Below are 26,058 nucleotides of genomic sequence, written 5' to 3' on the forward strand. Positions count from 1 at the left end.
CTTTCGTACGCTTCGTTGCGTTATCTGATCTTAGCCCGGTGTGGGGACGGACTGGGACTCGGGCTCGGGCTCGGGCTCCGACCCGGGCTCGGGCTCGGACTCGGCGCCCCTGCCCGCCAGCCGCTCGCGCCACGCGACCAGGACGGCGGCGTCGGTCGGGCGAGTGGCGAGACTGACGACGACGTACGCCGCGAGCGACAGCAAGAGGCCGTAGTAGACGGGCTGATTGGCGAGGATTCCGTACCACCACATCAGGCCGACGACCGCGAGTCCGCCGACGGTGACGGACGCCAGGGCGCCGTGCACCGTGCCGCGCTTCCACAGCAGACCGCCGAGGATCGGCACCAACAGGCCGCCGACCAGCAGGTTGTAGGCGACAGTGAGTGCCTCGACGACGTTGTTCAGGACGATGGCGATACAGACGACCGCGACGCCCATGATCAGGATGAAGATGCGGTTGCCCCGCACCTCGTCGTGGGCTTCGTCACCCTTCTCCGCCTTCGACACGACGCCTCGCAGCCGCGACCAGATGTCGTTGTTGGCGACGGTCGCGCAGGCGATCAGCGCGCCGGACGAGGTCGACATCACGGCTGCCAGCGCCGCCGCGAGGACCAGGCCGCGTACACCCATGGGCAGTTCGTCGCGGACGATCGTCGCGAAGGCGTCGTCGGCGTGGGCGAGGTCCGGGTAGAGGACCTTGGCCGCCGTGCCGATGACGGCGCCGGCGAGGGCGTAGACCAGGCAGTACGTACCGGCGACCGTGCCGCCGTAGCGGGCGACCTTGTCGCTGCGGGCCGTGAAGACGCGCTGCCAGATGTCCTGACCGATGAGCATGCCGAACGTATAGATCAGGACGTACGTGAAGATCGTCTCGCCGCCGATGCCGAGCGGGTCGAAGTACTCGGTGGGCAGCTGCGCCTTCATCTCGCTGAAGCCGCCTGCCTTGACGACCGCGATCGGCAGGAGCAGGAGCAGGACGCCGATCGTCTTGACGACGAACTGCACCATGTCCGTCAGCGTGATCGACCACATGCCGCCGAGCGTCGAGTACGCGACGACGATGGTGCCGCCGAGGATGATCGACAGGCCGCGGTCCATGTTGAAGATGACGTCGAAGATCGTGGCGTACGCGATGGTCGACGTGACGGCGAGCATGAGCGTGTACGCCCACATGACGACGCCCGAGATGATGCCGGCGCGGCCGCCGCCGTAGCGGAGGTCGAGCATCTCGGAGACGGTGTAGACCTTCAGGCGGGCGATGCGCGCGGAGAAGAAGATGCTGAGGGCGAGGAGTCCGAGGCCGATGGTGAAGACCATCCAGGCGCCGGAGAGGCCGTACTGGTAGCCGAGGCCGACGCCGCCGATGGTGGAGGCGCCGCCGAGGACGATGGCGGCCATCGTGCCGGAGTACATGCCGGGGCCGAGGCGGCGGCCGGCCACCAGGAACTCGCTCTTGGACTTGGCGCGGCGCATGCCCCACCAGCCCATGGCGAGCATTCCGGCCAGGTATATGACGATCACCGCGTAGTCGACGGCCATGGGCCATCCTCCTTCGAGCACCTCAGTGGCGTGTCGTGCAGGGATGTGTGGGGAGAGCGGCGGCTCTTGTGCGGGGACATCCGCCCGTACCCGCGGCCGCCGGTTCGCTCGACATTAGGTGGCTGGAAGGCGACGCTGAAGTGTACGTTTCATCCACTTCCCCGATCCCAGATGGATGGACCATCCATGACGGAGCCCGCGGCCTCCTCTTCTGCCCCCTCGGCCCCTCCCACCCCGCCGATTTCGCTGGCGGCGCTGCTGGCGCGGGAGGAGCTCGGGTTGCGTCTGATCGCGGGGCCCGAGGGCACGGATCTGCACTGGGTGCACACGTCGGAGATGGGCGACCCGTACCCGTACCTCCTCGGGGGCGAGCTTCTTCTGACGGCGGGGGTCCAGCTCACGGACCCCGACCACTACGTCTCCCGGGTGGTGGAGGCGGGCGCGGCGGCGCTCGGCTTCGGTGTCGCGCCGGTGTACGACACCGTGCCGTCCGCCCTCGTGGACGCCTGCGAGCGCCATGGTCTGCCCCTGGTGGAAGTGCCGCCGCCGACCACGTTCACGGCGATCGCCCGTGCGGTGTGGCGGCTGATGGCGGAGGCCCGCCACCGCGAGCTGCGCCGCGTCACGCAGGCGCAGCAGGGGCTGGCCACGGCGGCGGCCCGCCCGGACCCCGTTCCCGCGGTGCTGCGGCAGCTGACGGCGCGGCTCGACGGGGGCGGGGCGTGGGCGGTGCTGCTGTCGGCGGAAGGCGCGCCGCTGGCCACGGCGGGGCGTACGCCGTCGCCGGAAACGCATGCGGCCCTGACCCGGCTCGCGCGGGTGGTCAACCCGCCGCCGGAGCCGCCCGCGACCGAGAGCGGCCCGGGCGACGCGAGCACGCCGGGCGCCGCCGCCAGGGCCGCCCCCGCGTCCGGGACCGCCCCGTCCGGCTCGACCGCGCAGGCCGCGCCCAGGACCGCGCCCGCCGGCCCCCCTGCCTCCGCTCCCCGGACCGCGCCCGCCTCCGCCACCGACACCGCCGGGGGCAGCCATCTCGCCGCCTACGCGCTCGCGGGCGGGCAGCGGCTCGCGCTCGGAGTGGCCTCGGACCGGCGGGAGGCCGGCGACCACACCATCGCGGGCGTCGCCGTCGTACTGCTGTCGCTGCTCACCACGCCGCATCAGGGCGCCGCCGAGTCCTCCCGCGCCGCCGCGCTGGTGCGGCTGCTGCTCGGGGCGGACGCGGGCGAGGTGGCGCCGCTGCTCGGCGCGGGCGAGTGGACCGTGGTGCACGCCCGGCCCACCGGCGCCTCCGAGCGCGATCCGCTGGCCGCCGCGGCGCTCGGCGCGGCCCTCGGCAGTGCGCTGGTGGACGCGACGGACGAGAGAGGCGGCGTACGGGTCCTGGTGAGCGACGGCCGTGACATCGAGCCGCAGGCCGGGTGGACCCTCGGCGTCAGCTCCCCCGTGCCCGCACCCGACCTGCCGGCCGCCGACATCCGCGCAGCACAGGCCGTACGCCGCGCCGAGGCCACCCGCAGCCCCCTCGTGCGCGACCGGGGCGAGGCGGGCGAGGGAATCGCCTCGCTGGTCGGGCCCGACGAGGCCCGCGCCCACGCCCGCCTGCAGCTGGCGCCGATCGCCGACTCCCCGGCCCTCACCTCCACCCTGCGCACCTGGCTCTCGCTGCACGGCAGCTGGGACCGTACGGCCGTCGCGCTCGACGTCCACCGCAACACGGTCCGCCAGCGCATCGCCCGCTGCGCGACCCTGCTCGACGCCGACCTGGACGACGCGGACGTACGGATGGATCTGTGGTTCGCGCTGCGGTGGCTGTGACGCGTACGACCGCCCCGGAGCCTGGACAGCGTTGGTGACCAACCGGTAACTTCGACTGAGCAAGCGCTTAGAACAGCATCGCCAATGGAGCATGAAGGGGGCGTCCCGTGCGCCGTAGCGTTTTTGACGAGGACCACGAGGCGTTCCGGAAGACCATCCGGGCCTTCATCGAGGCCGAGGTCGTACCCGTCTACGACGAGTGGTTCGCCGCCGGCCAGGCACCGCGCGACTTCTACTACAAGCTCGGCGAGCTGGGCGTCTTCGGTATCCGGGTCCCGGAGGAGTACGGCGGCGCGGGCATCGAGTCGCACAAGTACGAAGCCGTGATGTACGAGGAGACCTCCCGCGCGGGCGTCAACTTCGGCGGCTCCGGTGTGCACGTGCTGCTGGGCCTGCCCTACATCGAGATGCTCGCCACCGACGAGCAGAAGCAGCGCTACCTGCCGAAGTTCGTCTCCGGCGAGGAGATGTGGGCGCTGGCGATGACCGAGCCGGGCACCGGCTCCGACGTCGCGGGCATGAAGACCACCGCCAAGCTCTCCGAGGACGGCACGCACTACGTCCTCAACGGCGCCAAGACCTTCATCACCGGCGGTGTGCACGCCGACCGCGTCATCGTGTGCGCCCGTACCTCCGCCCCGCGCGAGGACGACCGCCGCTTCGGCATCTCCTTGTTCGCGGTGGACACCAAGTCCGAGGGCTACTCGGTGGGCCGCAAGCTGGACAAGCTCGGCCTGAAGACCTCCGACACCGCCGAGCTGGCGTTCGTCGACGTGAAGGTGCCGGTCGAGGACCTGCTCGGCGAGGAGAACAAGGGCTTCGGCTACCTCGGCAAGAACCTGGCCTCCGAGCGCTGGGGCATCGCCTTCGGCGCGTACGCGCAGGCCAAGGCCGCCATCCGGTTCGCCAAGCAGTACGTGCAGGAGCGCACGGTCTTCGGCAAGCCGGTGGCCGCCTTCCAGAACACCAAGTTCGAGCTGGCCGCCTGCCAGGCCGAGGTGGACGCCGCCGAGGCCGTCGTCGACCGCGCCCTGGAAGCCCTGGACGCGGGCGAGCTGACGCCGGCCGAGGCCGCGTCCGCGAAGCTGTTCACCACCGAGGTCGCGCACCGCGTCATCGACAAGTGCCTCCAGCTGCACGGCGGTTACGGGTTCATGAACGAGTACCCGATCGCCCGCCTGTACGCGGACAACCGCGTCAACCGCATCTACGGCGGCACCAGCGAGGTCATGAAGATGATCATCGCCAAGGACATGGGCCTGTAAGACCCACCCTGTAGAACTGGCCCCATGAACAAGGCACTCGATGCACTCCTCGATCTGCTCGACCTGGAGCAGATCGAGGAGGACATCTTCCGAGGCGTGAGCCGCTCGGCGATCGTTCCCCGCGTCTTCGGGGGCCAGGTCGCGGCCCAGGCCCTCGTCGCCGCGGGCCGCACCGTCCCCGGTGATCGCCTCGCCCACTCCCTGCACGCGTACTTCCTGCGCGCGGGCGACCCGGGCGCGCCGATCGTCTACACCGTCGACCGCATCCGCGACGGCCGCTCCTTCACCACGCGCCGCGTCGTCGCCGTCCAGCACGGCCAGCCGATCTTCCACCTCTCGGCGTCCTTCCAGACGTACGAGGAGGGCATGGAGCACCAGGCGGACATGCCGCCGGCGCCGGACCCCGAGACGCTCCCGACGGCCGCCCAGATGCTGCCGAAGTACGCGGACCACTTCCTCGACCCGGGCGTCGTCGACCGCATGCTCGAAGCCCGTGCGGCGGTCGATCTGCGGTACGTCGACGCCCCTCCGTACGGCAGCGTCGGCGAACGGCGCGAGCCCCGCTCGCAGGTCTGGTTCCGTACGAACGGCAAGCTCGCCGACGACCCGCTTCTGCACGTCTGCCTCGCCACATACGTCTCCGACATGACACTGCTCGACTCGGTGCTGCTTGCCCACGGGCGCGGCGGCTGGGCGACCGGCGATGTGGTCGGCGCGTCGCTGGACCACGCGATGTGGTTCCACCGGCCCTTCCGGGCGGACGAATGGCTGCTGTACGACCAGGAGTCGCCGTCCGCGTCGGGCGGACGCGGCCTGGGCCAGGCCAGGATCTACACGCAGGACGGCCGGCTGGCGATCTCCGTCATCCAGGAGGGCGTGGTCCGGGTACCTCGCTGACCCGCCGACCCGCCGACTCGCCGACTCGCCGACCGCTGACGAGGTCCGCCGTCAGAGTGTGCCCGGAGGCGCCGCCCACCTCGTGGGCTGCCCAGTAGCCCTGGCGACGGTCTCAAAGTCCGCGTCGTAGTGCAGCACGGTCAGTCCGGCCAGCTCAGCGGTGGCGGCTACGAGCAGATCGACCGGACCGGCGCTGCGATGTTCGCCCCGCTCCGTCAGCAGCCGCTGCACGGCACGCGCGCGTCGGTATACGTCGTCGGGCACATGCGTCCAGTTGAAGAGCTCGGTGAGCAACTCCTCCTTGGCCAGCCGGTCCGCCAGCGACCGGGACGAGAAGAGCATCTCCAGCTCGGTGATCTCACACAGGCCGATCACGCCCTCGGCCAGGTGCCCACTCCAGTCCTCCCGGACCTGCTTGTTGGTCAGGATGCGGGCGGCGGCGGACGTGTCGATGAGGTGGGTGACAGGGCTCATCGACGGTAATTGTCCTTGTCGAGCAGGATGTCGAAATCGCCACGCTCACCCATGGCGGCGAGCTCTTCCAACGCGTTCAGGCGCCGACGGCGCTTGGCCACCTCGAGGAGAGCAGCGTTGACGGTGTCCTTCTTCGTCGTAGTGCCCAGTATCGACGCGGCCTCGCTGAGGGCGTCGTCGTCGACTTCTACATAAAGGTTCGACATCGCATATCCTCCCTAGGTCCCTCGCATATGGAGCATATATCGTCGAGCCCTCAGGCGCCGTCCGCCAGGCCCGCCGCGTCCAGCAGGTACTCCGTCATCGGGTCGTAGAAGCGCGGGTCGGTGACGTGGTCGTCGAGCGGGACCGTGACCTGGAGCGTGCCTTCCGCCTCCGCGATGAAGAGTGCCGGGTCGTTCGAGTCGGCGTACCCGACCGCGTCGATCCCGCGCTGTCCCGCGCAGCCCGCCCACCCGTGGTCGGCCACGACCAGGTCGGGCAGCGGCCGTCCCTCGTGCTCCATGCCGTTGAGGATCGCCGTCATCGGCTCGGGCGAGTGCGTGTGCCAGAGCGTCGCGCCGCGCTCCAGCATCGCGACGTCCGCGAACTGGAACACCATGCCCTCGTCGGCGGTGAGCCCGCCGGGGATCCGTACGATCTCGCAGCCCGCGCGGCGCAGCGCGTCCGCGGTCCGGCGGTGTACGTCGAGCAGCCCGCCCGGGTGTCCGGTCGCGAACAGCACGCGCTCCTTGCCCGCGGCGGCCTTGCGCAGCCGTGCCGCCATCCGCTCCAGCGCGTCGACCGTCAGTTCGGGGTCGATGGTGTCCTGGCCCATGCGGTGCTCGGGGTCGTCGCTGACGCCGCAGCGCTCGGCCATGACGGCGAGGACGTCCTGCTCGTCGGTCCAGCGGTCTCCGAGTTCGAGACCGAGCCAGTAGTGGCGGTCGCCGTTCGCGAGCTTTCGGTAGTGGGAGAGGTTGTTGTCGCGGGGGGTGGCGACGTCACCGGCGATGCGGGTGCGGGCGAGGTGGTCGACAAGGGCGGCGCGGCTGGGTATCGGCATGAGCCCATTGTGCCGTCCGCCTGCGACCCTCGTCCGGCAAAGCCGTCCCCGTGCCGCGAGGGGAAGCTCCGCAGGAGCCCCGCAGGAGCCCCGCCGAGCCTCAGGCGGCGACCCGAGGCGCCAGCGCCCCGAACGCACCATGTGCCAGCCTTCGCAGCAGCCCTTCCATCGCCGCCCGCCCCGGCAGCCCGTTGCCGTACGAACCGAGGTGCGGCGTGGAGTTCAGCAGCCCGAACACCGCGTGCACGGCGGACCGCGCCTCCGCCTCCGGTACGTCGGGATTCAGCTCCCGTACGACGGTGACCCAGAGTTCGACGTACTGCCGCTGAAGCTGGCGCACGCGCTTTCGGTCGCTCTCCCGGAGCCGGTCCAGCTCACGGTCGTGCAGGGTGATCAGCGGCCGGTCGTCGAGCGCGAAGTCGATGTGGCCGTCGATGAGGGAGCCCAGGACGGCCTGCGGGCTGTCGGCCGCCTCCGCGGCGGCGCGCTGGCGCCCGCCGTCCAGCAGCCGCTCGCTGATGCCGACGAGCAGCTCGGCGAGCATGGCGTCCTTGCCCGGGAAGTGGCGGTAGAGGCCGGGGCCGCTGATGCCGACGGCGGCGCCTATCTCGTCGACGCCCACGCCGTGGAAGCCGCGCTCGGCAAAGAGGCGTGCGGCCTCCTTGAGGATCTGCTCGCGGCGGGTCGGGGCCGCGACGCGGGCGGTGTTGGTGCTCATGAGGCCATTCTAAACCGTTCGGTTAGCGGTCGTTAACCTGACGGGGGCGCTCGCGGAAATGCGTGAACCACCGCAGCACCCACTCGACGGGCCCGAGCCGGTGGCGCCGCATCAGCCAACCGCTGAGGGCGAGCTGGGCGGCGTACACAACAAGCGCGACGCACACCGGAACGGCTATACCCGCGCGCCCGTACAGCCCGAGACCGTACCCGGTGAAGATCAGCGCCATGACCAGCGACTGCGTGAGGTAGTTGGTCAGGGCCATCCGCCCGGCGGGCGCGAGAACTCCGGCCACCCGCGCCCCGCCCGGCGTACCGAACCAGAGCAGCAACCCGGCGACGTACGCGGCGGTGAGCGCCGGGGCGACGACGACGCCCGTCATCGTGGCGAGTATTTCCCAGCGGACGGAGAGCGGGCCCGCCGCGCCGGAGGCCGAGAAGGCGGCGCCCGGCACGCCCACGCAGAGGCCGGCCCAGACGATACGCCGCAGGCTTGCCCTGTCGGCCCGCGTGAGCCACTGCCGCTTGCCGGCCGCGAGCCCCAGCAGGAACGCGGCGACGACGAAGCCGCTCATGATCACCAGCGCTACGGCGGCGAGCGGCAGCTGGCCCAGGTTCGCGCCGACGACATCAAGGAATCCGCCCCGGTAGGCGGCGGCGAGTTCGGCGGCCTCGGCCGCGACGGCCCTTTCGGTGTCCGCGTCGGGACCGGCCAGCGTCGCGAGCGCGCCGAACAGCAGCAGAAGCGTGCCGAAGACGCCCCACACCCAGAGGGCGGCCCGGTACGCCCCTTCGGGGGTGGCCCGGCGGGCGGCGAAGAGGATCAGGCCGAGCAGGGCATACGTCGTCAGGATGTCGCCGACGTAGAGGAACACCACGTGCAGTGCCCCGAGGACGAACAGCCCCAGCAGGCGCCGCGTCGTGCGCGGCCCGAAGCGGGCACCGGCGCGCTCGGCCGAGGCCGCCTGGAGCGTGAAGCTGTAGCCGAAGAGGAACGAGAAGAGCAGATAGAACTTGCTCTGCGCGAGGAAATCGATCAGCCACAGGGCCACGGCGTCAGGGGCGGCGGACGGGCGGCCGCCCAACAGGCCGTGGGAACCGGCCATCGTCAGGCTGTTGACGAGCAGGATGCCGAGGAGCGCGAACCCGCGGAGGGCGTCCACCTCCAGAATGCGCTGTCGCGCCTGCGGCCGCCCTGCCTCCGCGTCCGGTATCGCCGTGTCTCGCTGTGTCGTCACAAGTCCCGCCCCCGTGTGTAAGTCAGGTCAGATCCTGACATCCCTTGATCTTGATCGCGTCATACCGAAGGACGAATCCACAGCCCTGGACAGGGTGGTTAGCGGTCGTTAACCTGAAAGGGCGTTAACGCTCATTAACATCACATCGACCGGGCAAGGGGGCTCAGGAGATGCGGCAGGCACCGGTGCTGACCAGCACCGCCGATCCGGCAGCCGAGGCGTGGCGGGCCAATGAAGCGGCCCACGAGGAGCTCGTGGAGGGGCTGCGCGGGCGGCTCGCCGCGGCGCGGCTCGGCGGCGGTGAGAAGGCCCGCGCCCGGCACACCGCGCGCGGCAAGCTGCTCCCCCGCGACCGCGTGGACACACTCCTGGACCCCGGATCGCCCTTCCTGGAGCTGGCTCCGCTGGCGGCCGAGGGGATGTACGGCGGTGCGGCGCCGGCCGCCGGTGTGATCGCCGGGATCGGGCGGGTGAGCGGCCGCGAGGTGGTGATCGTCGCCAATGACGCCACGGTCAAGGGCGGCACGTACTACCCGATGACCGTCAAGAAGCACCTCCGCGCCCAGGAGGTCGCCCTCGAAAACCGCCTGCCCTGCCTGTACCTGGTGGACTCCGGCGGCGCCTTCCTCCCCATGCAGGACGAGGTCTTCCCGGACCGCGAGCACTTCGGGCGGATCTTCTACAACCAGGCCCGCATGTCCGGGGCGGGCATTCCGCAGATCGCTGCGGTGCTCGGCTCCTGCACGGCGGGCGGGGCGTACGTACCGGCGATGAGCGACGAGGCCGTGATCGTGCGGAACCAGGGCACGATCTTCCTGGGCGGGCCGCCGCTGGTGAAGGCCGCCACGGGCGAGGTCGTCACGGCGGAGGAGCTGGGCGGCGGCGAGGTCCACTCCCGCACGTCGGGCGTCACCGACCACCTGGCGGAGGACGACGCCCACGCCCTGCGCATCGTCCGGAACATCGTCGCGACGCTTCCCGAGCGCGGCCCTTTGCCGTGGTCGGTCGAGCCCGTCGAGGAGCCGAAGGTCGACCCTGCCGGGCTGTACGGCGCGGTGCCGGTGGACTCCCGTACGCCCTATGACGTGCGTGAGGTCATCGCTCGTACGGTCGACGGCTCACGCTTCCAGGAGTTCAAGGCGGAGTTCGGTCAGACGCTGATCACCGGCTTCGCGCGGATCCACGGGCATCCGGTCGGCATCGTCGCCAACAACGGCATCCTGTTCTCCGAATCCGCCCAGAAGGGCGCGCACTTCATCGAGCTGTGCGACCAGCGCGGCATCCCCCTCCTCTTCCTCCAGAACATCTCGGGCTTCATGGTCGGCAGGGACTACGAGGCGGGCGGCATCGCCAAGCACGGCGCGAAGATGGTGACGGCGGTGGCGTGCACGCGCGTCCCGAAGCTGACGGTCGTCGTCGGCGGGTCGTACGGCGCGGGCAACTACTCGATGTGCGGCCGGGCGTACTCACCCCGCTTCCTGTGGATGTGGCCCAACGCGAAGATCTCGGTGATGGGCGGCGAGCAGGCCGCTTCGGTCCTCGCGACGGTCAAGCGGGACCAGTTGGAGGCGCGGGGCGAGGAGTGGCCGGCCGCTGAGGAAGAGGCCTTCAAGTCCCCGATCCGCGACCAGTACGAGGCCCAGGGCAATGCCTACTACGCGACGGCGCGGCTGTGGGACGACGGGGTGATCGACCCGCTGGAGACCCGGCAGGTGGTGGGCCTGGCCCTGACGGCCTGCGCCAACGCGCCGCTGCCCGAGCCCGCCTTCGGCATCTTCCGGATGTGAGAGACAAATGACGATGTTCGACACAGTGCTCGTCGCCAACCGCGGCGAGATCGCGGTCCGCGTCATCCGCACGCTGCGGGAGCTGGGCGTGCGCTCGGTGGCCGTGTTCAGCGACGCGGACGCGGATGCCCGTCATGTACGGGAGGCGGACACGGCGGTCCGTATCGGCCCGGCGGCCGCGTCGGCCTCCTACCTGCGCACGGACCGGCTGCTGGAGGCGGCGGCCCGTACCGGCGCGCAGGCCGTCCACCCGGGCTACGGCTTCCTCGCCGAGAACGCCGGGTTCGCGCAGGCGTGCGCGGACGCGGGCCTCGCCTTCATCGGCCCTCCCGCCTCCGCCATCGCCCTCATGGGCGACAAGATCCGGGCGAAGGAGACGGTACGGGCGGCGGGCGTGCCGGTCGTTCCCGGCTCGTCCGGCAGCGGGCTGACCGATGCCGAACTGGCCGCGGCGGCGCGGGAGATCGGCATGCCGGTCCTGCTGAAGCCGTCGGCCGGCGGTGGCGGCAAGGGCATGCGCCTCACGCGGGTCGAGTCGGCGCTGGCCGACGAGATCGCGGCGGCGCGGCGCGAGGCGCGGGCGTCGTTCGGCGACGACACACTGCTGGTGGAGCGGTGGATCGACCGCCCCCGGCACATCGAGATCCAGGTCCTGGCGGACGCCCACGGAAACGTGGTCCACCTCGGCGAGCGCGAATGCTCCCTGCAACGCCGCCACCAGAAGATCATCGAAGAGGCCCCGTCGGTACTCCTCGACGAGGCGACCCGCGCGGCGATGGGCGAGGCGGCGGTCCAGGCGGCACGCTCGTGCGGCTACCGGGGTGCGGGCACGGTGGAGTTCATCGTCCCGGGGAACGACCCGTCGTCGTACTTCTTCATGGAGATGAACACCCGCCTCCAGGTGGAGCACCCGGTGACGGAGCTGATCACCGGCCTGGATCTGGTGGAGTGGCAGTTGCGGGTGGCGGCCGGCGAGGAACTCCCCTTCACGCAGAAGGACGTCACCCTCACCGGACACGCGGTGGAGGCCCGCATCTGCGCGGAGGACCCTTCCCGCGGCTTCCTCCCCTCCGGCGGTACGATCCTCGCCCTGCACGAGCCGCAGGGCGACGGCGTACGCACGGACTCCGGGCTCACCGAGGGCACGGAGGTCGGCAGCCTCTACGACCCGATGCTCTCCAAGGTCATCGCGTACGCCCCGGACCGCGCCACGGCCCTGCGCCGGCTGCGCGCCGCCCTCGCGGACACGGTCACCCTGGGCGTACCGACGAACGCGGGCTTCCTGCGCCGCCTGCTGGCCCACCCGGACGTGGTCTCGGGGGCGCTGGACACGGGTCTGGTCGAACGCGACGCGGACGGCCTGATCCCGGACGGAATCCCGCCCGAGGTGTACGCGACGGCGGCGCTGCTGCGGGCCGGGGGGACGGCTCCGGTCCTCCGGGGCGCTGGGCAGGTCCCGGCCGGCGCCGGCAGCACACCGCATTGGACGGACCCCTTCTCCGCCCGCACGGGCTGGCGCCTGGGCGGCACGCCCGCCTGGACGGTGCACCACGTGCGAGTCCCGGGCCACGACCCGGTGGTGATCCGCCTGCGCAGCACGGCGGCGGGCCTGGAGCTCCAGCTCCCCGACCCGCACCCGACAGCCCCGGACCTGGCAACCGCCATCCCCCTGGAACCGGTGACGCCGAACGGCGCGCAGCTGCCGCCCCGGGGGCCCGGGGACCTGCCCCCTCTCGCGGCGGAGCCGCAGGTGTCACAGCCGGGCAGCGGCGGGGTGGGGGAAGAGAAGCTGTCCACCCGCGCGCGCCTCGTCAGCGCCGACGCCGACACCGTCACCGTCGAACTCGCCGGCGTCACGCACACCTTCAGCCACGCGACCAGCCCGGAGGGCACCTGGCTGGGCCGGGACGGGGACGCCTGGCACGTCCAGGTCCACGACCCCGTCGAGGCCGGCCTGACCGGCGCCGCCCGCTCGGGCGTCGACACCCTCGCCGCGCCCATGCCCGGCACCGTCACCGTCGTCAAGGTGGCCGTCGGGGAGCAGGTCGACGCCGGGCAGAGCCTGCTCGTCGTCGAGGCGATGAAGATGGAGCACGTCATCTCCGCCCCGCACGCCGGCACCGTCACCGAGCTCGACGTGACGCCGGGCTCCACCGTCGCCATGGACCAGGTCCTGGCCGTCGTCACGCCCCAGCCGCAGGAGGAGTCATGACCGAGGGGCTGCCCATGCGCCTGCCGGCGACGGGCCTTCCGGCTCACGTACGCATCCACGAAGTCGGCGCCCGCGACGGCCTCCAGAACGAGAAGACCGTCGTACCGACCGAGGTGAAGGCGGAGTTCATCCACCGGCTCGCCGACGCCGGTCTGAGCACCGTCGAGGCGACCAGCTTCGTGCACCCCAAGTGGGTGCCCCAGCTGGCCGATGCCGAGGACCTGTTCCCGCTCCTGCACGACTTGCGGGGGACCGCCGAGCTCCCCGTCCTCGTACCGAACGCCCGCGGCCTCGACCGCGCCCTCGCCCTCGGCGCGCGCCGCATCGCCGTGTTCGGGAGCGCCACCGAGACCTTCGCGAGCCGCAACCTCAACCGGACCGTCGACGAGTCGCTCGCCATGTTCGAGCCGGTCGTCGCCCGCGCCAAGCAGGACGGCATCCACGTACGCGGCTACCTCTCCATGTGCTTCGGCGACCCCTGGGAAGGCGCGGTCCCGGTCCCCCAAGTCGTCAGGGTCGCCAAGGCGCTCCTCGACCTCGGCTGCGACGAGCTGAGCCTCGGCGACACGATCGGCGTGGCCACCCCCGGCCACGTACAGAGCCTGCTCGCCCACCTCAACGAGGCCGGGGTCCCGACCCCCGCTATCGGCGTGCACTTCCACGACACGTACGGCCAGGCCCTCGCCAACACGCTCGCCGCGCTCCAGCACGGCGTCACCACCGTGGACGCCTCGGCGGGCGGCCTCGGCGGCTGCCCGTACGCGAAGAGCGCCACCGGAAATCTCGCCACCGAAGACCTCGTGTGGATGCTCGACGGCCTCGGAATCGAAACCGGGGTCGACCTCGGCCGTCTCACCGCCACCAGCGCGTGGATGGCCGACCGGCTGGGCCGCCCCAGCCCCTCCCGCACCGTGCGTGCCCTGTCCCACAAGGAGTCGTAGCCATGCCCCTCGACCACCGCCTCTCCCCCGAACACGAAGAACTCCGCCGCACGGTCGAGGAGTTCGCCCACGACGTCGTCGCCCCGAAGATCGGCGACCTCTACGAGCGCCACGAGTTCCCGTACGAGATCGTCCGCGAGATGGGCCGCATGGGCCTCTTCGGCCTGCCCTTCCCCGAGGAGTACGGCGGCATGGGCGGCGACTACCTCGCGCTCGGCATCGCCCTCGAAGAACTGGCCCGCGTCGACTCATCGGTGGCCATCACCCTCGAAGCGGGCGTCTCGCTCGGCGCGATGCCCGTCTTCCGCTTCGGCACGGAAGAGCAGAAGCGCGAATGGCTGCCGCGCCTGTGCTCGGGCGAACTGCTGGGCGCGTTCGGCCTGACCGAACCGGACTGCGGCTCGGACGCCGGCGGCACGAAGACCACCGCACGCCGCGAAGGCGACGAGTGGGTCATCAACGGCTCCAAGTGCTTCATCACCAACTCCGGTACGGACATCACCGGCCTGGTCACCGTCACCGCCGTGACGGGCCGCAAGCCCGACGGGAAGCCGGAGATCTCCGCGATCATCGTCCCGTCCGGCACCCCCGGCTTCACCGTCGCCGCCCCGTACTCCAAGGTCGGCTGGAACGCCTCGGACACCCGCGAGCTGTCCTTCTCCGACGTACGTGTCCCGCTCGCCAACCTCCTCGGCGAAGAGGGCCGGGGTTACGCCCAGTTCCTGCGCATCCTCGACGAGGGCCGCGTCGCGATCTCGGCACTCGCGACGGGCCTGGCCCAGGGCTGCGTCGACGAATCCGTGGCGTACGCGAAGGAGCGTCACACCTTCGGCCGCCCGATCGGCTCCAACCAGGCGATCCAGTTCAAGATCGCCGACATGGAGATGCGTGCCCACATGGCGCGCATCGGCTGGCGCGACGCCGCGTCACGCCTGGTCCAGGGCGAGCCGTTCAAGAAGGAGGCGGCGCTCGCGAAGCTGTACTCCTCCACGGTCGCGGTCGACAACGCCCGCGAGGCCACCCAGATCCACGGCGGCTACGGCTTCATGAACGAGTACCCGGTGGCCCGCATGTGGCGCGACTCCAAGATCCTTGAGATCGGGGAGGGCACGAGCGAGGTCCAGCGCATGCTGATCGCCCGCGAACTGGGCCTCACCGGCTGACGCCCGACCGGCCCCCGCACCACAAGGCCCCGCACCACAAGGCCACACGGTGCGGGGCCGGGAGCCCGTCAGATCGCCTGGAGCTTGTTCGTGAAGACGTGGTTGCCGACGTCGCGGCCGAGCTGCAAACCGTCGGTGGCGTCCCAGCGGTAGTGCACGCCCAGGTAGAGGCGGCTCATGGCGTTCTCCTCCTCGGCGTGTCGGAAGCCGGTGAACCTTCGAGAGCGCACGGGTGACTTGGTGTCGTCTGTCCTGCCCTCGAACGCGATCGCGTCGGTCTTGAAGTACGCCCGCATGATCGTGCCCCACGCCCCGGCGAACGTGGCGTGCCCCGAGGCCCAGGCGGGGAAGCACGGCGTCGCGCCGAGAGGCTGCCAGGCCGCGTCACCAAGGCCCTCGCGGATGGCCGAGACCGGCCGCCACAAGTCGATCTCCGTACGGTACTTCACGTCCCACTCCGCGATCGCGGCGTCCGCGAGGGCCAGCGAGAGAAGCGCGAACAGCCGGGCGTTCTCATAGGTGTCCAGCTTCCGCAGCGCGGCGACGACGCGCGTGTGGTCGATCAGCTGCCCCGGCGGCTTGTACGTCCGGTCGGCGTCGTTCGCCCAGAACCACGCGGCGGCGGTCTTGTCGGCGTCACGGTCGGCGGTCGAAGCGGTGGCCGAACCCACCCGGCGGACCTCCTCGACCTGCCTGCGGTACTCCTCACTGGCGAGGAGGCCTTCGTACGTACCGAAGCGCTCCGGCGTCGGTGGCCGGAAATGCGCGCCGGCCGGGATGGCGAAGGGCTCCACCAGCCCCCAGTAGGGGTCGACCGCGTCGCTCTCCTGCGAGCAGCCCGCACCGCCGGTCGGACGCCAGGCGCCGGGTTTTCCGTCGACGCTGTACGCGTCCTCGTTGGCCGACCCGTCGAGCAGTCGGTGGTCCCAGACCCGCTTGGCCGTGGGCTCCGCGACCAGCGGCTTGATGATGTCGAAGGCGGTCCAGTCGTTGCCGAACCGGTCCTTGAAGCGCTGGTTGACGAACAGGCTCTCGTTCGGGAAGAGCCGCACGAGAATGTCGCGGGCCGTGAACCCGATCACGCGTTCCTGCTCGTCCGGGCCCTGCTGGAAGGGCGCCCCGGAGTACTTGGGCGCTTCCAGGTACGGCCGGTAACTCATCTTGTACCAGGTGTTGTAGTACGCACTGACGGCGTCGAACATCGCCACGTTGGTCATGGCTGCCGCACGCGCGAGCGGCCCCGGTCCGACACCGGTCTGCTTCCTGAACAGGTCCAGCAGGACGCCGTTCCAGTAGTGGACGGGGTCGCCCACGAAGGCGGCCGCCCGGGCGGACGCGGGCCTGGGCGCCGCGCCGGCGTGGCGGGCGGTGGCCGGCAGCGCGGTGAGCGCACCGGTCGCGGCCAGCAGGCCAAGGGCGCGCCTGCGGCTGAGTAAGGGTCTCGCGTACGGCTCCATGGGTCGTCCCCCTCGTCTCGGCATGGATGCGCCGGCGCGGGGCCCCCGTGTGTCCCGTCCCCGTGCCGGCACTGCGAGAGCCTAGGGCGGGCGCGGGGGCGGGCGCGTCGCACGCAGGGTTGATGTCCTTGTGGACTACGGCGGTACACGAACAGCCGGCCGGGGCCTCGGGGCACCGTCAGCCCGGCCTGGGGCGCCGTCAGCCCGGGTCCGGCGCGCCGGGTACGACAAGGCCGGTCTCGTAGGCGAGCACCACGGCCTGCGCGCGGCTGGACAGGCCGAGCTTCGTCATCGTCCGGTTGAGATGGGTCTTGACCGTCGACTCGCTGATGACGAGCTTGCCGGCGATCTCCGGGTTCGACAGACCGGTGGCGACGAAGCGCAGCACTTCCAGCTCGCGCGAGGTGAGCACGGACAGGGGGTCCGGACGCGCCGGCTCGGCGGCCCGGACCAGCGGGGAGTGCAGGTACGACTCGATCAGGCGGCGCGTGACGGTGGGTGCGAACAGCAGGTCACCGGTGGCGACCACGCCGATGGCAGTCAGCAGCCGCTCGGGTCCGGCGGCCTTGAGCAGGAATCCGCTGGCTCCGGCCCGTAGGGCGGCGTACACGTACTCGTCCAGGTCGAAGGTGGTCAGCACCATGATCTTGGGCGGAGGGTCCCCGGCCTCCGCGAGGATGCGCTCGGTGGCGGTGATGCCGCTCATGCCCGGCATGCGGATGTCCATGAGGATCACTTCCGGGCGCAGCAGCGACGCCAGCCGTACGGCCTCCTCGCCGTCAGCCGCCTCGCCGGCCACCTCGATCCCCGGAGCCGCCCTGAGCAGCGCCGCGAGGCCCGCCCGGATGAGGTCCTGGTCGTCGACAACGAGCACCGTGGTCACAGCGGTCGGTTCCCCCTTCACCGAGCCGGCGTTCCCCGGCCCGTCAACCTCCTTTCTGCACACCGGGTGCGCGCCGCGCGGGCAGTACGAGTCCGACCTCGAACCCTCCCTCGCGCCGCGGCCCCGCGGACAGACTCCCGCCGTAGAGCTTGGCGCGCTCCCGCATGCCGATCAAGCCATGGCCGTGCCCGGCGCCGAATCCGGCAGGATCCGTACCGCCGCGGATGCCGTCGTCGGTGACGGTGATGCGTACCTCGTCCGGCCGGTAGTCGGCCTCGACGTCCACGCGCCGGGCCGTGGGGGCGTGCTTGAGCACGTTGGTGAGCGCCTCCTGGACTATCCGGTACGCGCACAGTTCGGCTCCCGGTGCCAGCGGACGTGCCTGCCCCGTGACCCGCAGCCGCACCGGGACGCCCGCGTCCCGTACCCGCCGGGTCAGTTCGTCCAGCCGGCCGAGGCCGGGAGCGGGCGCGAACCCGTCGCCGGTATCGCCCTCCACCTCCGGGTCCGCGCGGAGCAGCGACAGCGTGCGGCGCATCTCGTGCAGCGCCTCGCGCGTCGTCTCGCCCACCGTGCGCAGGGCGTTCTCCGCCGTGGCCGGGTCGGAGGTGACGACGTACTGGGCCAGCCCCGCCTGGACGGAGATGACGGACAGGTGGTGGGCGACGACGTCGTGGAGCTCCCGGGCGATGCGTACGCGCTCGTCGGTGACGGCCCGTCGCGCCCGCTCCTCCTGTTCCCGCTCCAGCTGGGCGGCGAGGACGGCCAGTTGCGCGTTGCGTTCGGCGAGATGCCGGGCCGCGGTACCGAACCAGCAGATTCCTGCGGGAATCACCACACTCTGGGCGATCACCGTCGGCATGGAACTGCCCTCGCGGGCCCAGCCGCCGTACCACCAGGTCAGGCTGACGAGGAAGGCGCAGGCGGCCGTCGTGCGCGGCGTACGCAAGGAAGCGACGGTGTAGAGGGCCATCAGCGAGCCGAACGAGTTCACGACCGGCCAGTAGCCGAGGTGGATGTAGAGGGCCCACAGGGCGGACAGCACGGCCATTACGGCGACGGGTGACCGCCTGCGCACCACCAGCGGAAGGTTGACCAGCCAGATGAGGGCGACGCCGGTCCGGTCCATCTCCCGCCACCCCGGGGGCGGATGCTCGTGACCGAGCAGCAGACTGACGCCCACGTACGACAGCGTGAGAATCGCGTCCACGACGAGCGGGGGAATCCGGCGACGCGACCCGGCCCGCCAGGCCTTCGAGAGCATCGGCGCAGCGTAGCGCCAACACCCGGGCACAAAGGGTGACTTACGCGCGCCCGCTGCGATCCGTGCGCGCCGGGACGTCTCTTCAGGGCCTGGGCGGGCGGTCGCACCCCGGGCAATTCCCGAGGCCGGCCCCTGGACAACGTGTGAGGTTAGGCTAACCTACCCTCGGACTTGTCCCGTGGTGGACCCCGCACGTATGAAAGCAGACACCGTCATGCCTCACGCCCGAGCTTCCCACCTTTCCCGTCGCAACCTGCTGGCCGTCGGCGGTGCCCTCGGCATCGGCGCCGCGCTGACCGCCTGCGGCGAGACCTCCGCGAAAAGCGAGGACAAGGCCGCGGGGAAGTCGGGGCCGTGGTCCTTCAAGGACGACCGCGGCAAGACGGTGAAGAGCCCCGCCACTCCCAAGAACATCGTCGCGTTCACCGGCGTCGCCGCCGCGCTCCACGACTTCGGCGTTGAGGTCAAGGGCGTGTTCGGCCCGACCAAGACCGCCGACGGCAAGGCCGACGTCCAGGCCGGTGACCTCGACATCAGCAAGGTCAAGATCATCGGAAACGTCTACGACGAGTTCAATGTCGAGGCCTACGTCGCCCTGAACCCCGACCTGCTGGTCACGGCCATGTGGGAGAAGGACAAGCTCTGGTACGTCCCCGAGGCGTCCACCGCGAAGATCCTCAAGGTCGCTCCGAGCGTCGCCCTGTGGGCCGCGGAGACCACCATCCCCAAGGCGATCCAGCGCCACGCCGACCTCGCCGAGTCGCTCGGCGCCGACGTCACGGCCAAGAAGACCACCGACGCCAAGGCCCGCTTCGAGAAGGCCGCCGAGCGCCTGCGCCAGGCCGCCAAGGCCAACCCGAAGGTCAAGGTCATGATCGGCTCCGCGAGCCCGGACCTCTTCTACGTCTCCCTCGCGAAGATGTCCGCGGACACGCTCTACTTCCAGGAGCTGGGCGTGAAGTTCGTCGAGCCGAAGGTGGACGCGGCCGGCTTCTTCGAGAGCCTGAGCTGGGAGAACGTCGACAAGTACAAGGCCGACATCATCATGATGGACAACCGGACCGGCGTCCTGCAGCCGTCCGCCCTCAAGGACAAGCCCACCTGGACCCGCCTGCCCGCCGTCAAGGCCGGCCAGGTCGTACCGCGCACCACGGAGCCGATCTACTCCTACGACAAGTGCGCGCCGATCCTCGAGGACCTCGCCGAGGCCATCGAGAAGGCCAAGAAGGTCGCCTGACGATGACAGGGACTGAGGTCGCCGCCGCCGTCACCATCGTCCCGTTCCGCTTCTTCGGCCTGACGGTCGTACGGACGCGACGGCTCAGCACCTCCCTGCTCAGGGTCACGTTCGGAGGCGAGGACCTGCGGGCCTTCGCCTCCGGGGGCCGCGACCAGAGCCTCTCGCTCTTCCTGCCGCACCCCGGCCAGCCGGAGCCGGTGCTTCCGCCGGAGACCGAGCCGGACTGGTTCGGGGCGTACCGCGCGCTGCCCGACGACGTACGCGCGGTCATGCGCTCGTACACCCTGCGCGAGCAGCGCCGCGCCGCCGACGGAGCACAGGCCGACGAGGTCGACATCGACTTCGCGCTCCACGGCGACGGCGGACCCGCCTGCCGCTGGGCGGCGAAGGCGCGTCCGGGCGACCGTGTCGTGGTCCTCGGCCCCGCGATCGAGGACAACACCGCCGTGCGCTTCCGCCCTCCCGAGGACACCGACTGGGTCCTGATGTGGGCGGACGAGACGGCTCTGCCGGCCGCCGCGGCCGCCCTGGAGTGGCTGCCGGCCGGGACGAAGGCCAAGGTCTGGATCGAGGTCCAGCACGCCGACGACCGCTTGGAGCTGACCACGGCGGCCGCCGCCGACATCACCTGGCTGGTACGGGACGAAAACGCGCCCGCCGCGGTTGACGCCGTACGCGCCGTGCCCGACGCCGAGTTGCCCGAAGGTACGCCGTACACCTGGATCGCGGGTGAGTCCTCGGCCGTACGGGCGCTGCGCCGCCATCTCGTCCGGGAGCGCGAGTTCGACCGCAAGCGTGTGACGTTCGTAGGCTATTGGCGTCGCGGGCTGAGCGAGGAGCAGCTCCGCGAGCGGGCGGAAGAGGAAGAGGCGTAGGCGACAAGCCTCGTACGCTTCACTGCAACAGCTGAGTCCCCTGGGGGGCGAGGGTCGTTGCGAGGTCAAGTTAGGTTAGGCTAACCTTACTTACACATCGCGCCCTCGCCCCCCTCTCCTGTCCTGAGGACGCGTTGAATTCCCGTACCCGGGAGGACAGTTCATGCGCTCACACCTGCTCAATGACACGACCGCCGAGCGGTATCGCCGGACCGCCATCGCCGCGGTCGAGCGGGTGGCGGACAAACTCGCCGCGACCGACCGGCCGTTCACCGGCATCACTCCGGAGCAGCTCGCCCCCGAGTTCGACGCGATAGACCTCGACCGGCCGCTCGGTGACATCACCTCCGCCCTGGACGAGCTCGAATCCGTCTACCTCCGCGACGCGGTCTACTTCCACCACCCGCGCTACCTCGCGCACCTCAACTGCCCGGTCGTCATCCCGGCCGTCGCCGCCGAGGCCGTGCTCTCCGCCGTGAACTCCTCCCTCGACACGTGGGACCAGAGCGCGGGCGCCACCCTCATCGAGCGCCGCCTGGTCGACTGGACGGCGAGCCGCATCGGCTTCGGTACGAACGCCGAGACCAACGCCGACGGCGTCTTCACGAGCGGCGGCTCCCAGTCCAACCTCCAGGCCCTGCTCCTCGCCCGCGAGGAGGCCAAGAGCGACGACTCGGCCAAGCTGCGCGTCTTCGCCTCCGAGTGCGGCCACTTCAGCGTCCAGAAGTCCGCGAAACTCCTCGGCCTCTCCCCCGAGGCCGTCGTCGCGATCCCCTGCGACGGCGACAAGCGCATGCAGACCGTGGCCCTCGCCCGCGAGCTGGCCCGCTGCGCGAGCGAGGGCCTCGTCCCGATGGCCGTCGTCGCCACCGCCGGCACCACCGACTTCGGCTCCATCGACCCGCTCCCCGAGATAGCCGAGCTGTGCGAGCTGTACGGCGCCTGGATGCATGTCGACGCGGCGTACGGCTGCGGGCTGCTGGCCTCCCGCAGCCGCCGCCACCTCCTCGACGGCATCGAGCACGCCGACTCGGTCACCGTCGACTACCACAAGTCCTTCTTCCAGCCCGTGAGTTCGAGCGCGCTGCTGGTCCGCGACGGCGCCACCCTGCGCCACGCGACGTACCACGCCGACTACCTCAACCCGCGCCGGATGGCCGAGGAGCGCATACCCAACCAGGTCGACAAGTCCCTCCAGACCACCCGCCGCTTCGACGCCCTCAAGCTGTGGATGACCCTGCGCACCATGGGCGCGGACGGTGTCGGCGAGCTCTTCGACGAGGTGTGCGACCTGGCCGCCGACGGCTGGCAGCTGCTCGCCGGCGACCCGCGCTACGACGTCGTCGTCCAGCCCACCCTCTCCACCCTCGTCTTCCGCTACATCCCGGCCGACGTCACCAGCCCCGCGGTGATCGACCGCGCCAACCTCTACGCCCGCAAGGCGCTGTTCGCCTCCGGCGACGCCGTCGTGGCCGGGACGAAGGTCGGCGGCAAGCACTACCTGAAGTTCACCCTTCTCAACCCCGAGACGACGCTGACCGACATCGCGGCCGTACTCGACCTCATCGCCGGCCACGCCGAGCAGTACCTGGGAGAGTCCCTTGTCCACGCCTCTTGAGCCTCATGCGCCTCTTGATTTCATCGGTATCGGACTCGGTCCGTTCAACCTCGGCCTCGCCTGCCTGAGCGAGCCGATCGACGAGCTCAAAGGTCTCTTCCTGGAGACCAAGCCGAACTTCGAGTGGCACGCCGGTATGTTCCTCGAAGGCGCCCACCTCCAGACGCCGTTCATGTCGGACCTGGTCACGATGGCCGACCCGACCTCGCCGTACTCCTTCCTCCAGTACCTGAAGGAGTCCGGACGGCTGTACTCCTTCTACATCCGCGAGAACTTCTATCCGCTGCGGACCGAGTACAACGACTACTGCCGCTGGGCCGCCGCGAAGCTGAGCAACATCCGCTTCAACCAGACGGTCGCCTCGGTCGAGTACGACGCCGGGTCCGAGCTGTACGTCGTCCGCACCCAGGACACCACCTACCGCGCCCGCCACGTGGTCCTGGGCACCGGCACCCCGCCGTACATCCCGGACGCCTGCCAGGACCTCGGCGGCGACTTCATCCACAACTCGCGCTACGTGAGCGGCAAAGAAGCGCTCCAGGCCAAGAAGTCCATCACCCTGGTCGGCAGCGGCCAGAGCGCGGCGGAGATCTTTTACGACCTCCTCTCCGAGATCGACGTGCACGGCTACCGGCTCAACTGGGTCACCCGCTCGCCGCGCTTCTTCCCGCTGGAGTACACCAAGCTCACGCTGGAGATGACCTCCCCGGAGTACGTCGACTACTTCCACGCGCTCCCGGAGGCGACCCGCTACCGCCTGGAGTCGGAGCAGAAGAACCTCTTCAAGGGCATCGACTCCGAGCTGATCAACGCCATCTTCGACCTGCTCTACCAGAAGAGCCTCAAGGGCCCGGTCCCCACCCGTCTCCTCACCAACTCCTCCCTCAACACCGCGAGCTACGACGCCGAGACCGCGACGTACAGCCTCGGACTGCGCCAGGAGGAGCAGGGCAAGGACTTCGAGCTGAGCACCGAGGGCCTCGTCCTCGCGACCGGCTACCGCTACCGCCCGCCCGCGTTCCTGGAGGGCGTACGGGACCGGATCCGCTGGGACGGTCAGGGCCGTTACGACGTGGCCCGCAACTACAGCATCGACACGACGGGACGCGGCATCTTCCTCCAGAACGCCGCCGTCCACACCCACAGCATCACCTCACCCGACCTGGGCATGAGCGCGTACCGCAACGCCTTCATCATCGGTGAGCTGCTGGGCTCCGAGTACTACCCGGTCGAGAAGGCCATCGCTTTCCAGGAGTTCGCCATATGAGCACCACCAGCAACAGCGCATTCACCATCCGCCCCCTCGACCCGTTCGCGGACGCGGAACTCCTGCACGGCTGGGTCACCCACCCCAAAGCCGCCTTCTGGATGATGCAGGACGCGTCGCTGCCGGACGTCGAGCGCGAGTACATGGCGATATCCGCGGCCGAGCACCACGACGCCTACATCGGTCTGTACGAGGGCGAGCCCGCCTTCCTCATGGAGCGGTACGACCCGGCCCACGTCGAGCTGGTCGGCCTGTACGACGCGCAGCCCGGCGACGTCGGCATGCACTTCCTGGTCGCGCCGACCGACAAGCCCGTGCATGGCTTCACGCGCTCCGTGATCACCGCGGTGATGGAGACCCTGTTCGACGACCCGGCCACCCGCCGCGTCGTCGTCGAGCCCGACGTACGCAACGCCGCCGTCCACCGCCTCAACGAGGCCGTCGGCTTCGAGATCGTCGAGAAGATCGCCAAGCCGGAGAAGGACGCGTATCTGAGCGTCTGCACGCGCGAAAGCTTCAACGCCGCTGTGGGAGCCGCCCTGTGAACCCCGCCGACGTGACCCCCGCCGCCGTGACCCCCGCCGACGCCGTCTCCCACCTCACCCCCGAGCACTGGGCCCACGCGAGCCGCCTGCTCGTCCGCAAGGCCCTCGCCGAGTTCTCCCACGAGCGCCTGCTCACCCCCGAGCCCCTCGGCAACGACCGGTATTCCATTCGCAGCGACGACGGCAAGACCGAGTACCGCTTCGCCGCCCGCCGCCACGAGCTGGACCACTGGCAGGTCTTCGCCGAGTCCATCACCCGCCACCGCGACGGCGCCGAGATCCCCGTCGACGCGCTCGAATTCTTCATCGAGCTGCGCGAGGCGCTCGGCCTGAGCGCGGAGGTCCTCCCCGTCTACCTGGAGGAGATCAGCTCCACCCTCTCCGGTACGGCGTACAAGCTCACCAAGACGCCCATCACGGCCGCCGCCCTCACCCGCGCCGGTTTCCAGGCCATCGAGACCGGGATGACCGAGGGCCACCCCTGCTTCGTCGCCAACAACGGCCGGCTCGGCTTCGGCATCAACGAGTACCGCGCGTACGCCCCCGAGACCGCCGCCCCCGTCCAGCTGATCTGGCTGGCCGCCCGCCGCGACCACGCCACCTTCACGGCCGGCGCCGGGCTCGACTACGAGAGCTTCGTACGCGAGGAACTGGGCGACGCGACCATCGACCGGTTCGCGGCGACGCTGGCCGGCCTCGGCCTCGACATGGCCGGCTACTACCTCATCCCCGTCCACCCCTGGCAGTGGTGGAACAAGCTGTCCGTCACCTTCTCCGCCGAGGTCGCCCAGCAGCGCCTCGTCTGCCTCGGCGCGGGCGACGACACGTACCTCGCCCAGCAGTCGATCCGTACCTTCTTCAACACCAGCGACCCGGCCAAGCACTACGTCAAAACAGCCTTGTCCGTCATCAACATGGGCTTCATGCGCGGACTTTCGGCCGCCTACATGGAGGCCACGCCCGCCATCAACGACTGGCTGGCCGGCCTGATCGCGAACGACGAGACCCTCCAGGGAACCGGCCTGACGATCATCCGCGAGCGCGCGGCCATCGGCTACCACCACCGCCAGTACGAGGCCGCCACCGCCAAGGGCTCCCCGTACCTGAAAATGCTCGCCGCACTCTGGCGCGAGAGCCCCGTCCCCGCCCTCGCGCCGGGCGAGCGCCTCGCCACCATGGCGTCGCTGCTGCACACCGACCACGACGGCGCGTCCTTCGCGGGTGCCCTGATCGCCGAGTCGGGTCTCGATCCGGCCAACTGGCTGCGGCGCTACCTCCACGCGTACCTCACGCCGCTGCTGCACAGCTTCTACGCCTACGACCTGGTCTACATGCCGCACGGCGAGAACGTCATCCTCGCCATCGAGGACGGCGTCGTCACCCGCGCCGTCTTCAAGGACATCGCGGAAGAGATCTGCGTGATGGACCCGGACGCCGTACTGCCGCCCGCCGTCGAGCGCGTGCGCGCCGAGGTGCCGGAGGACATGAAGCTGCTGTCGATCTTCACCGACGTCTTCGACTGCTTCTTCCGCTTCCTCGGCGCCACGCTCGTCACCGACGGCGTACTCGACGAGGACACCTTCTGGCAGGCGGTCGCGGACTGCGTGGCCGACTACCAGGAGGCCCACCCTCACCTCGCGGACAAGTTCAAGCAGTACGACATGTTCGCGCCCGAATTCGCGCTGTCCTGCCTGAACCGGCTCCAGCTGCGCGACAACAAGCAGATGGTCGACCTTCAGGACCCGGCGGGCGCGCTCCAGCTCGTCGGCACCCTCACCAACCCGATCGCGCGGTTCGCACGCGCCTGACCGGG

22 protein-coding genes are annotated in these 26,058 nt (G+C 70.5%); 13 read left to right on the top strand and 9 right to left on the bottom strand.

All coding sequences use genetic code 11. The annotated features are described in order from the left end of the window. Positions 1–30: 30 nt before the first annotated feature. Positions 31–1,539, bottom strand: coding sequence for a sodium:solute symporter family protein (locus AC1P0E_RS11555; RefSeq protein WP_482742088.1), 1,509 nt, complete (start codon positions 1,537–1,539; stop codon positions 31–33). 171 nt (positions 1,540–1,710) lie between these two features. On the opposite strand from AC1P0E_RS11555, the gene AC1P0E_RS11560 reads away from it, so the two are divergent. From AC1P0E_RS11560 to tesB, 3 genes are all read left to right on the top strand, one after another. After that, positions 1,711–3,357, top strand: a complete 1,647-nt coding sequence (locus AC1P0E_RS11560; RefSeq protein WP_482742089.1) for a PucR family transcriptional regulator ligand-binding domain-containing protein — start codon at positions 1,711–1,713, stop codon at positions 3,355–3,357. A gap of 107 nt (positions 3,358–3,464) precedes the next feature. After that, positions 3,465–4,622 carry an acyl-CoA dehydrogenase family protein gene (locus tag AC1P0E_RS11565; RefSeq protein ID WP_482742090.1) on the top strand — a complete coding sequence of 386 codons (1,158 nt, stop codon included), beginning with the start codon at positions 3,465–3,467 and terminating at the stop codon, positions 4,620–4,622. Positions 4,623–4,646: 24 nt separating this feature from the next. Beyond that, positions 4,647–5,519 carry an acyl-CoA thioesterase II gene (gene tesB, locus AC1P0E_RS11570; RefSeq protein WP_482742091.1) on the top strand — a complete coding sequence of 291 codons (873 nt, stop codon included), beginning with the start codon at positions 4,647–4,649 and terminating at the stop codon, positions 5,517–5,519. Positions 5,520–5,570: 51 nt separating this feature from the next. Here tesB and AC1P0E_RS11575 read toward each other — a convergent pair whose 3' ends face one another. The 5 genes from AC1P0E_RS11575 to AC1P0E_RS11595 all read right to left on the bottom strand — a co-directional run bounded on the left by AC1P0E_RS11575 (position 5,571) and on the right by AC1P0E_RS11595 (position 8,993). After that, on the bottom strand, positions 5,571–5,993 hold the full coding sequence (locus tag AC1P0E_RS11575; RefSeq protein ID WP_482742092.1) for a PIN domain-containing protein: 423 nt from the start codon (positions 5,991–5,993) through the stop codon (positions 5,571–5,573). Beyond that, entirely contained in the window at positions 5,990–6,199 is a 210-nt protein-coding gene (locus AC1P0E_RS11580; protein ID WP_482742093.1) for a type II toxin-antitoxin system VapB family antitoxin, read from the bottom strand. The genes AC1P0E_RS11575 and AC1P0E_RS11580 overlap by 4 nt, the downstream gene beginning before the upstream one ends. A 50-nt stretch (positions 6,200–6,249) precedes the next feature. Continuing rightward, on the bottom strand, positions 6,250–7,038 hold the full coding sequence (locus AC1P0E_RS11585; protein WP_482742094.1) for a phosphatase: 789 nt from the start codon (positions 7,036–7,038) through the stop codon (positions 6,250–6,252). Between the two features lie 100 nt (positions 7,039–7,138). After that, entirely contained in the window at positions 7,139–7,756 is a 618-nt protein-coding gene (locus AC1P0E_RS11590; RefSeq protein ID WP_482742095.1) for an SACE_7040 family transcriptional regulator, read from the bottom strand. 22 nt (positions 7,757–7,778) lie between these two features. Further along, a complete protein-coding gene (locus AC1P0E_RS11595) occupies positions 7,779–8,993 on the bottom strand; it encodes a DUF418 domain-containing protein (protein WP_482742096.1) in 1,215 nt (404 codons plus the stop codon). Between the two features lie 170 nt (positions 8,994–9,163). Between AC1P0E_RS11595 and AC1P0E_RS11600 the strand changes: the two genes are divergently transcribed. The 4 genes from AC1P0E_RS11600 to AC1P0E_RS11615 are packed head-to-tail and all read left to right on the top strand — an operon-like array spanning position 9,164 to position 15,096. Next, positions 9,164–10,780: a carboxyl transferase domain-containing protein gene (locus AC1P0E_RS11600; RefSeq protein WP_482742097.1), complete on the top strand. Its 1,617-nt coding sequence runs from the start codon at positions 9,164–9,166 to the stop codon at positions 10,778–10,780. 13 nt (positions 10,781–10,793) lie between these two features. Continuing rightward, entirely contained in the window at positions 10,794–12,992 is a 2,199-nt protein-coding gene (locus tag AC1P0E_RS11605; protein WP_482745725.1) for an acetyl/propionyl/methylcrotonyl-CoA carboxylase subunit alpha, read from the top strand. Then, positions 12,989–13,933 (top strand): hydroxymethylglutaryl-CoA lyase, encoded by a 945-nt coding sequence (locus tag AC1P0E_RS11610; RefSeq protein WP_482742098.1) that lies wholly within the window; start codon positions 12,989–12,991, stop codon positions 13,931–13,933. The genes AC1P0E_RS11605 and AC1P0E_RS11610 overlap by 4 nt, the downstream gene beginning before the upstream one ends. Positions 13,934–13,935: 2 nt before the next feature. Continuing rightward, a complete protein-coding gene (locus tag AC1P0E_RS11615) occupies positions 13,936–15,096 on the top strand; it encodes an acyl-CoA dehydrogenase family protein (protein WP_482742099.1) in 1,161 nt (386 codons plus the stop codon). A 68-nt stretch (positions 15,097–15,164) separates the two neighbouring features. Here the strand turns inward: AC1P0E_RS11615 and AC1P0E_RS11620 are convergent, their stop codons facing one another. The 3 genes from AC1P0E_RS11620 to AC1P0E_RS11630 form a co-directional block, all read right to left on the bottom strand. Next, complete coding sequence (locus AC1P0E_RS11620; protein WP_482742100.1) at positions 15,165–16,553, bottom strand: vanadium-dependent haloperoxidase; 1,389 nt, start codon at positions 16,551–16,553, stop codon at positions 15,165–15,167. Between the two features lie 199 nt (positions 16,554–16,752). Then, positions 16,753–17,436, bottom strand: coding sequence for a response regulator (locus AC1P0E_RS11625; protein WP_482742101.1), 684 nt, complete (start codon positions 17,434–17,436; stop codon positions 16,753–16,755). Between the two features lie 43 nt (positions 17,437–17,479). Then, positions 17,480–18,700, bottom strand: a complete 1,221-nt coding sequence (locus AC1P0E_RS11630; RefSeq protein WP_482742102.1) for a sensor histidine kinase — start codon at positions 18,698–18,700, stop codon at positions 17,480–17,482. Between the two features lie 214 nt (positions 18,701–18,914). On the opposite strand from AC1P0E_RS11630, the gene AC1P0E_RS11635 reads away from it, so the two are divergent. The 6 genes from AC1P0E_RS11635 (at position 18,915) to AC1P0E_RS11660 (ending at position 26,053) form a co-directional block, all read left to right on the top strand. After that, the gene (locus AC1P0E_RS11635) at positions 18,915–19,937 is read left to right on the top strand and encodes an ABC transporter substrate-binding protein (protein ID WP_482742103.1); all 1,023 of its coding nucleotides are present in this window, start codon (positions 18,915–18,917) and stop codon (positions 19,935–19,937) included. A 2-nt stretch (positions 19,938–19,939) separates the two neighbouring features. Continuing rightward, on the top strand, positions 19,940–20,815 hold the full coding sequence (locus tag AC1P0E_RS11640; RefSeq protein ID WP_482742104.1) for a siderophore-interacting protein: 876 nt from the start codon (positions 19,940–19,942) through the stop codon (positions 20,813–20,815). A 163-nt stretch (positions 20,816–20,978) separates the two neighbouring features. Further along, the gene (locus AC1P0E_RS11645) at positions 20,979–22,433 is read left to right on the top strand and encodes a pyridoxal phosphate-dependent decarboxylase family protein (RefSeq protein ID WP_482742105.1); all 1,455 of its coding nucleotides are present in this window, start codon (positions 20,979–20,981) and stop codon (positions 22,431–22,433) included. Further along, a complete protein-coding gene (locus AC1P0E_RS11650) occupies positions 22,417–23,700 on the top strand; it encodes a lysine N(6)-hydroxylase/L-ornithine N(5)-oxygenase family protein (protein ID WP_482742106.1) in 1,284 nt (427 codons plus the stop codon). The genes AC1P0E_RS11645 and AC1P0E_RS11650 overlap by 17 nt, the downstream gene beginning before the upstream one ends. Beyond that, positions 23,697–24,245 (top strand): GNAT family N-acetyltransferase, encoded by a 549-nt coding sequence (locus AC1P0E_RS11655; RefSeq protein ID WP_482742107.1) that lies wholly within the window; start codon positions 23,697–23,699, stop codon positions 24,243–24,245. Before AC1P0E_RS11650 ends, AC1P0E_RS11655 begins: the two co-directional genes overlap by 4 nt. 26 nt (positions 24,246–24,271) lie before the next feature. Beyond that, positions 24,272–26,053 (top strand): IucA/IucC family protein, encoded by a 1,782-nt coding sequence (locus AC1P0E_RS11660; RefSeq protein ID WP_482745726.1) that lies wholly within the window; start codon positions 24,272–24,274, stop codon positions 26,051–26,053. Positions 26,054–26,058: the final 5 nt, after the last annotated feature.

It is taken from the genome of Streptomyces sp. TRD_SC_5, from assembly GCF_056836825.1.

Coding starts and splice junctions, on each gene's coding strand:
- AC1P0E_RS11555 (WP_482742088.1), bottom strand. CDS start 1,539: ATGGCCGTCGACTACGCGGTGATCGTCATATACCTGGCCGGAATGCTC.
- AC1P0E_RS11560 (WP_482742089.1), top strand. CDS start 1,711: ATGGATGGACCATCCATGACGGAGCCCGCGGCCTCCTCTTCTGCCCCC.
- tesB (WP_482742091.1), top strand. CDS start 4,647: ATGAACAAGGCACTCGATGCACTCCTCGATCTGCTCGACCTGGAGCAG.
- AC1P0E_RS11575 (WP_482742092.1), bottom strand. CDS start 5,993: ATGAGCCCTGTCACCCACCTCATCGACACGTCCGCCGCCGCCCGCATC.
- AC1P0E_RS11580 (WP_482742093.1), bottom strand. CDS start 6,199: ATGTCGAACCTTTATGTAGAAGTCGACGACGACGCCCTCAGCGAGGCC.
- AC1P0E_RS11585 (WP_482742094.1), bottom strand. CDS start 7,038: ATGCCGATACCCAGCCGCGCCGCCCTTGTCGACCACCTCGCCCGCACC.
- AC1P0E_RS11590 (WP_482742095.1), bottom strand. CDS start 7,756: ATGAGCACCAACACCGCCCGCGTCGCGGCCCCGACCCGCCGCGAGCAG.
- AC1P0E_RS11600 (WP_482742097.1), top strand. CDS start 9,164: ATGCGGCAGGCACCGGTGCTGACCAGCACCGCCGATCCGGCAGCCGAG.
- AC1P0E_RS11605 (WP_482745725.1), top strand. CDS start 10,794: ATGTTCGACACAGTGCTCGTCGCCAACCGCGGCGAGATCGCGGTCCGC.
- AC1P0E_RS11610 (WP_482742098.1), top strand. CDS start 12,989: ATGACCGAGGGGCTGCCCATGCGCCTGCCGGCGACGGGCCTTCCGGCT.
- AC1P0E_RS11615 (WP_482742099.1), top strand. CDS start 13,936: ATGCCCCTCGACCACCGCCTCTCCCCCGAACACGAAGAACTCCGCCGC.
- AC1P0E_RS11620 (WP_482742100.1), bottom strand. CDS start 16,553: ATGGAGCCGTACGCGAGACCCTTACTCAGCCGCAGGCGCGCCCTTGGC.
- AC1P0E_RS11630 (WP_482742102.1), bottom strand. CDS start 18,700: ATGCTCTCGAAGGCCTGGCGGGCCGGGTCGCGTCGCCGGATTCCCCCG.
- AC1P0E_RS11635 (WP_482742103.1), top strand. CDS start 18,915: ATGCCTCACGCCCGAGCTTCCCACCTTTCCCGTCGCAACCTGCTGGCC.
- AC1P0E_RS11640 (WP_482742104.1), top strand. CDS start 19,940: ATGACAGGGACTGAGGTCGCCGCCGCCGTCACCATCGTCCCGTTCCGC.
- AC1P0E_RS11645 (WP_482742105.1), top strand. CDS start 20,979: ATGCGCTCACACCTGCTCAATGACACGACCGCCGAGCGGTATCGCCGG.
- AC1P0E_RS11655 (WP_482742107.1), top strand. CDS start 23,697: ATGAGCACCACCAGCAACAGCGCATTCACCATCCGCCCCCTCGACCCG.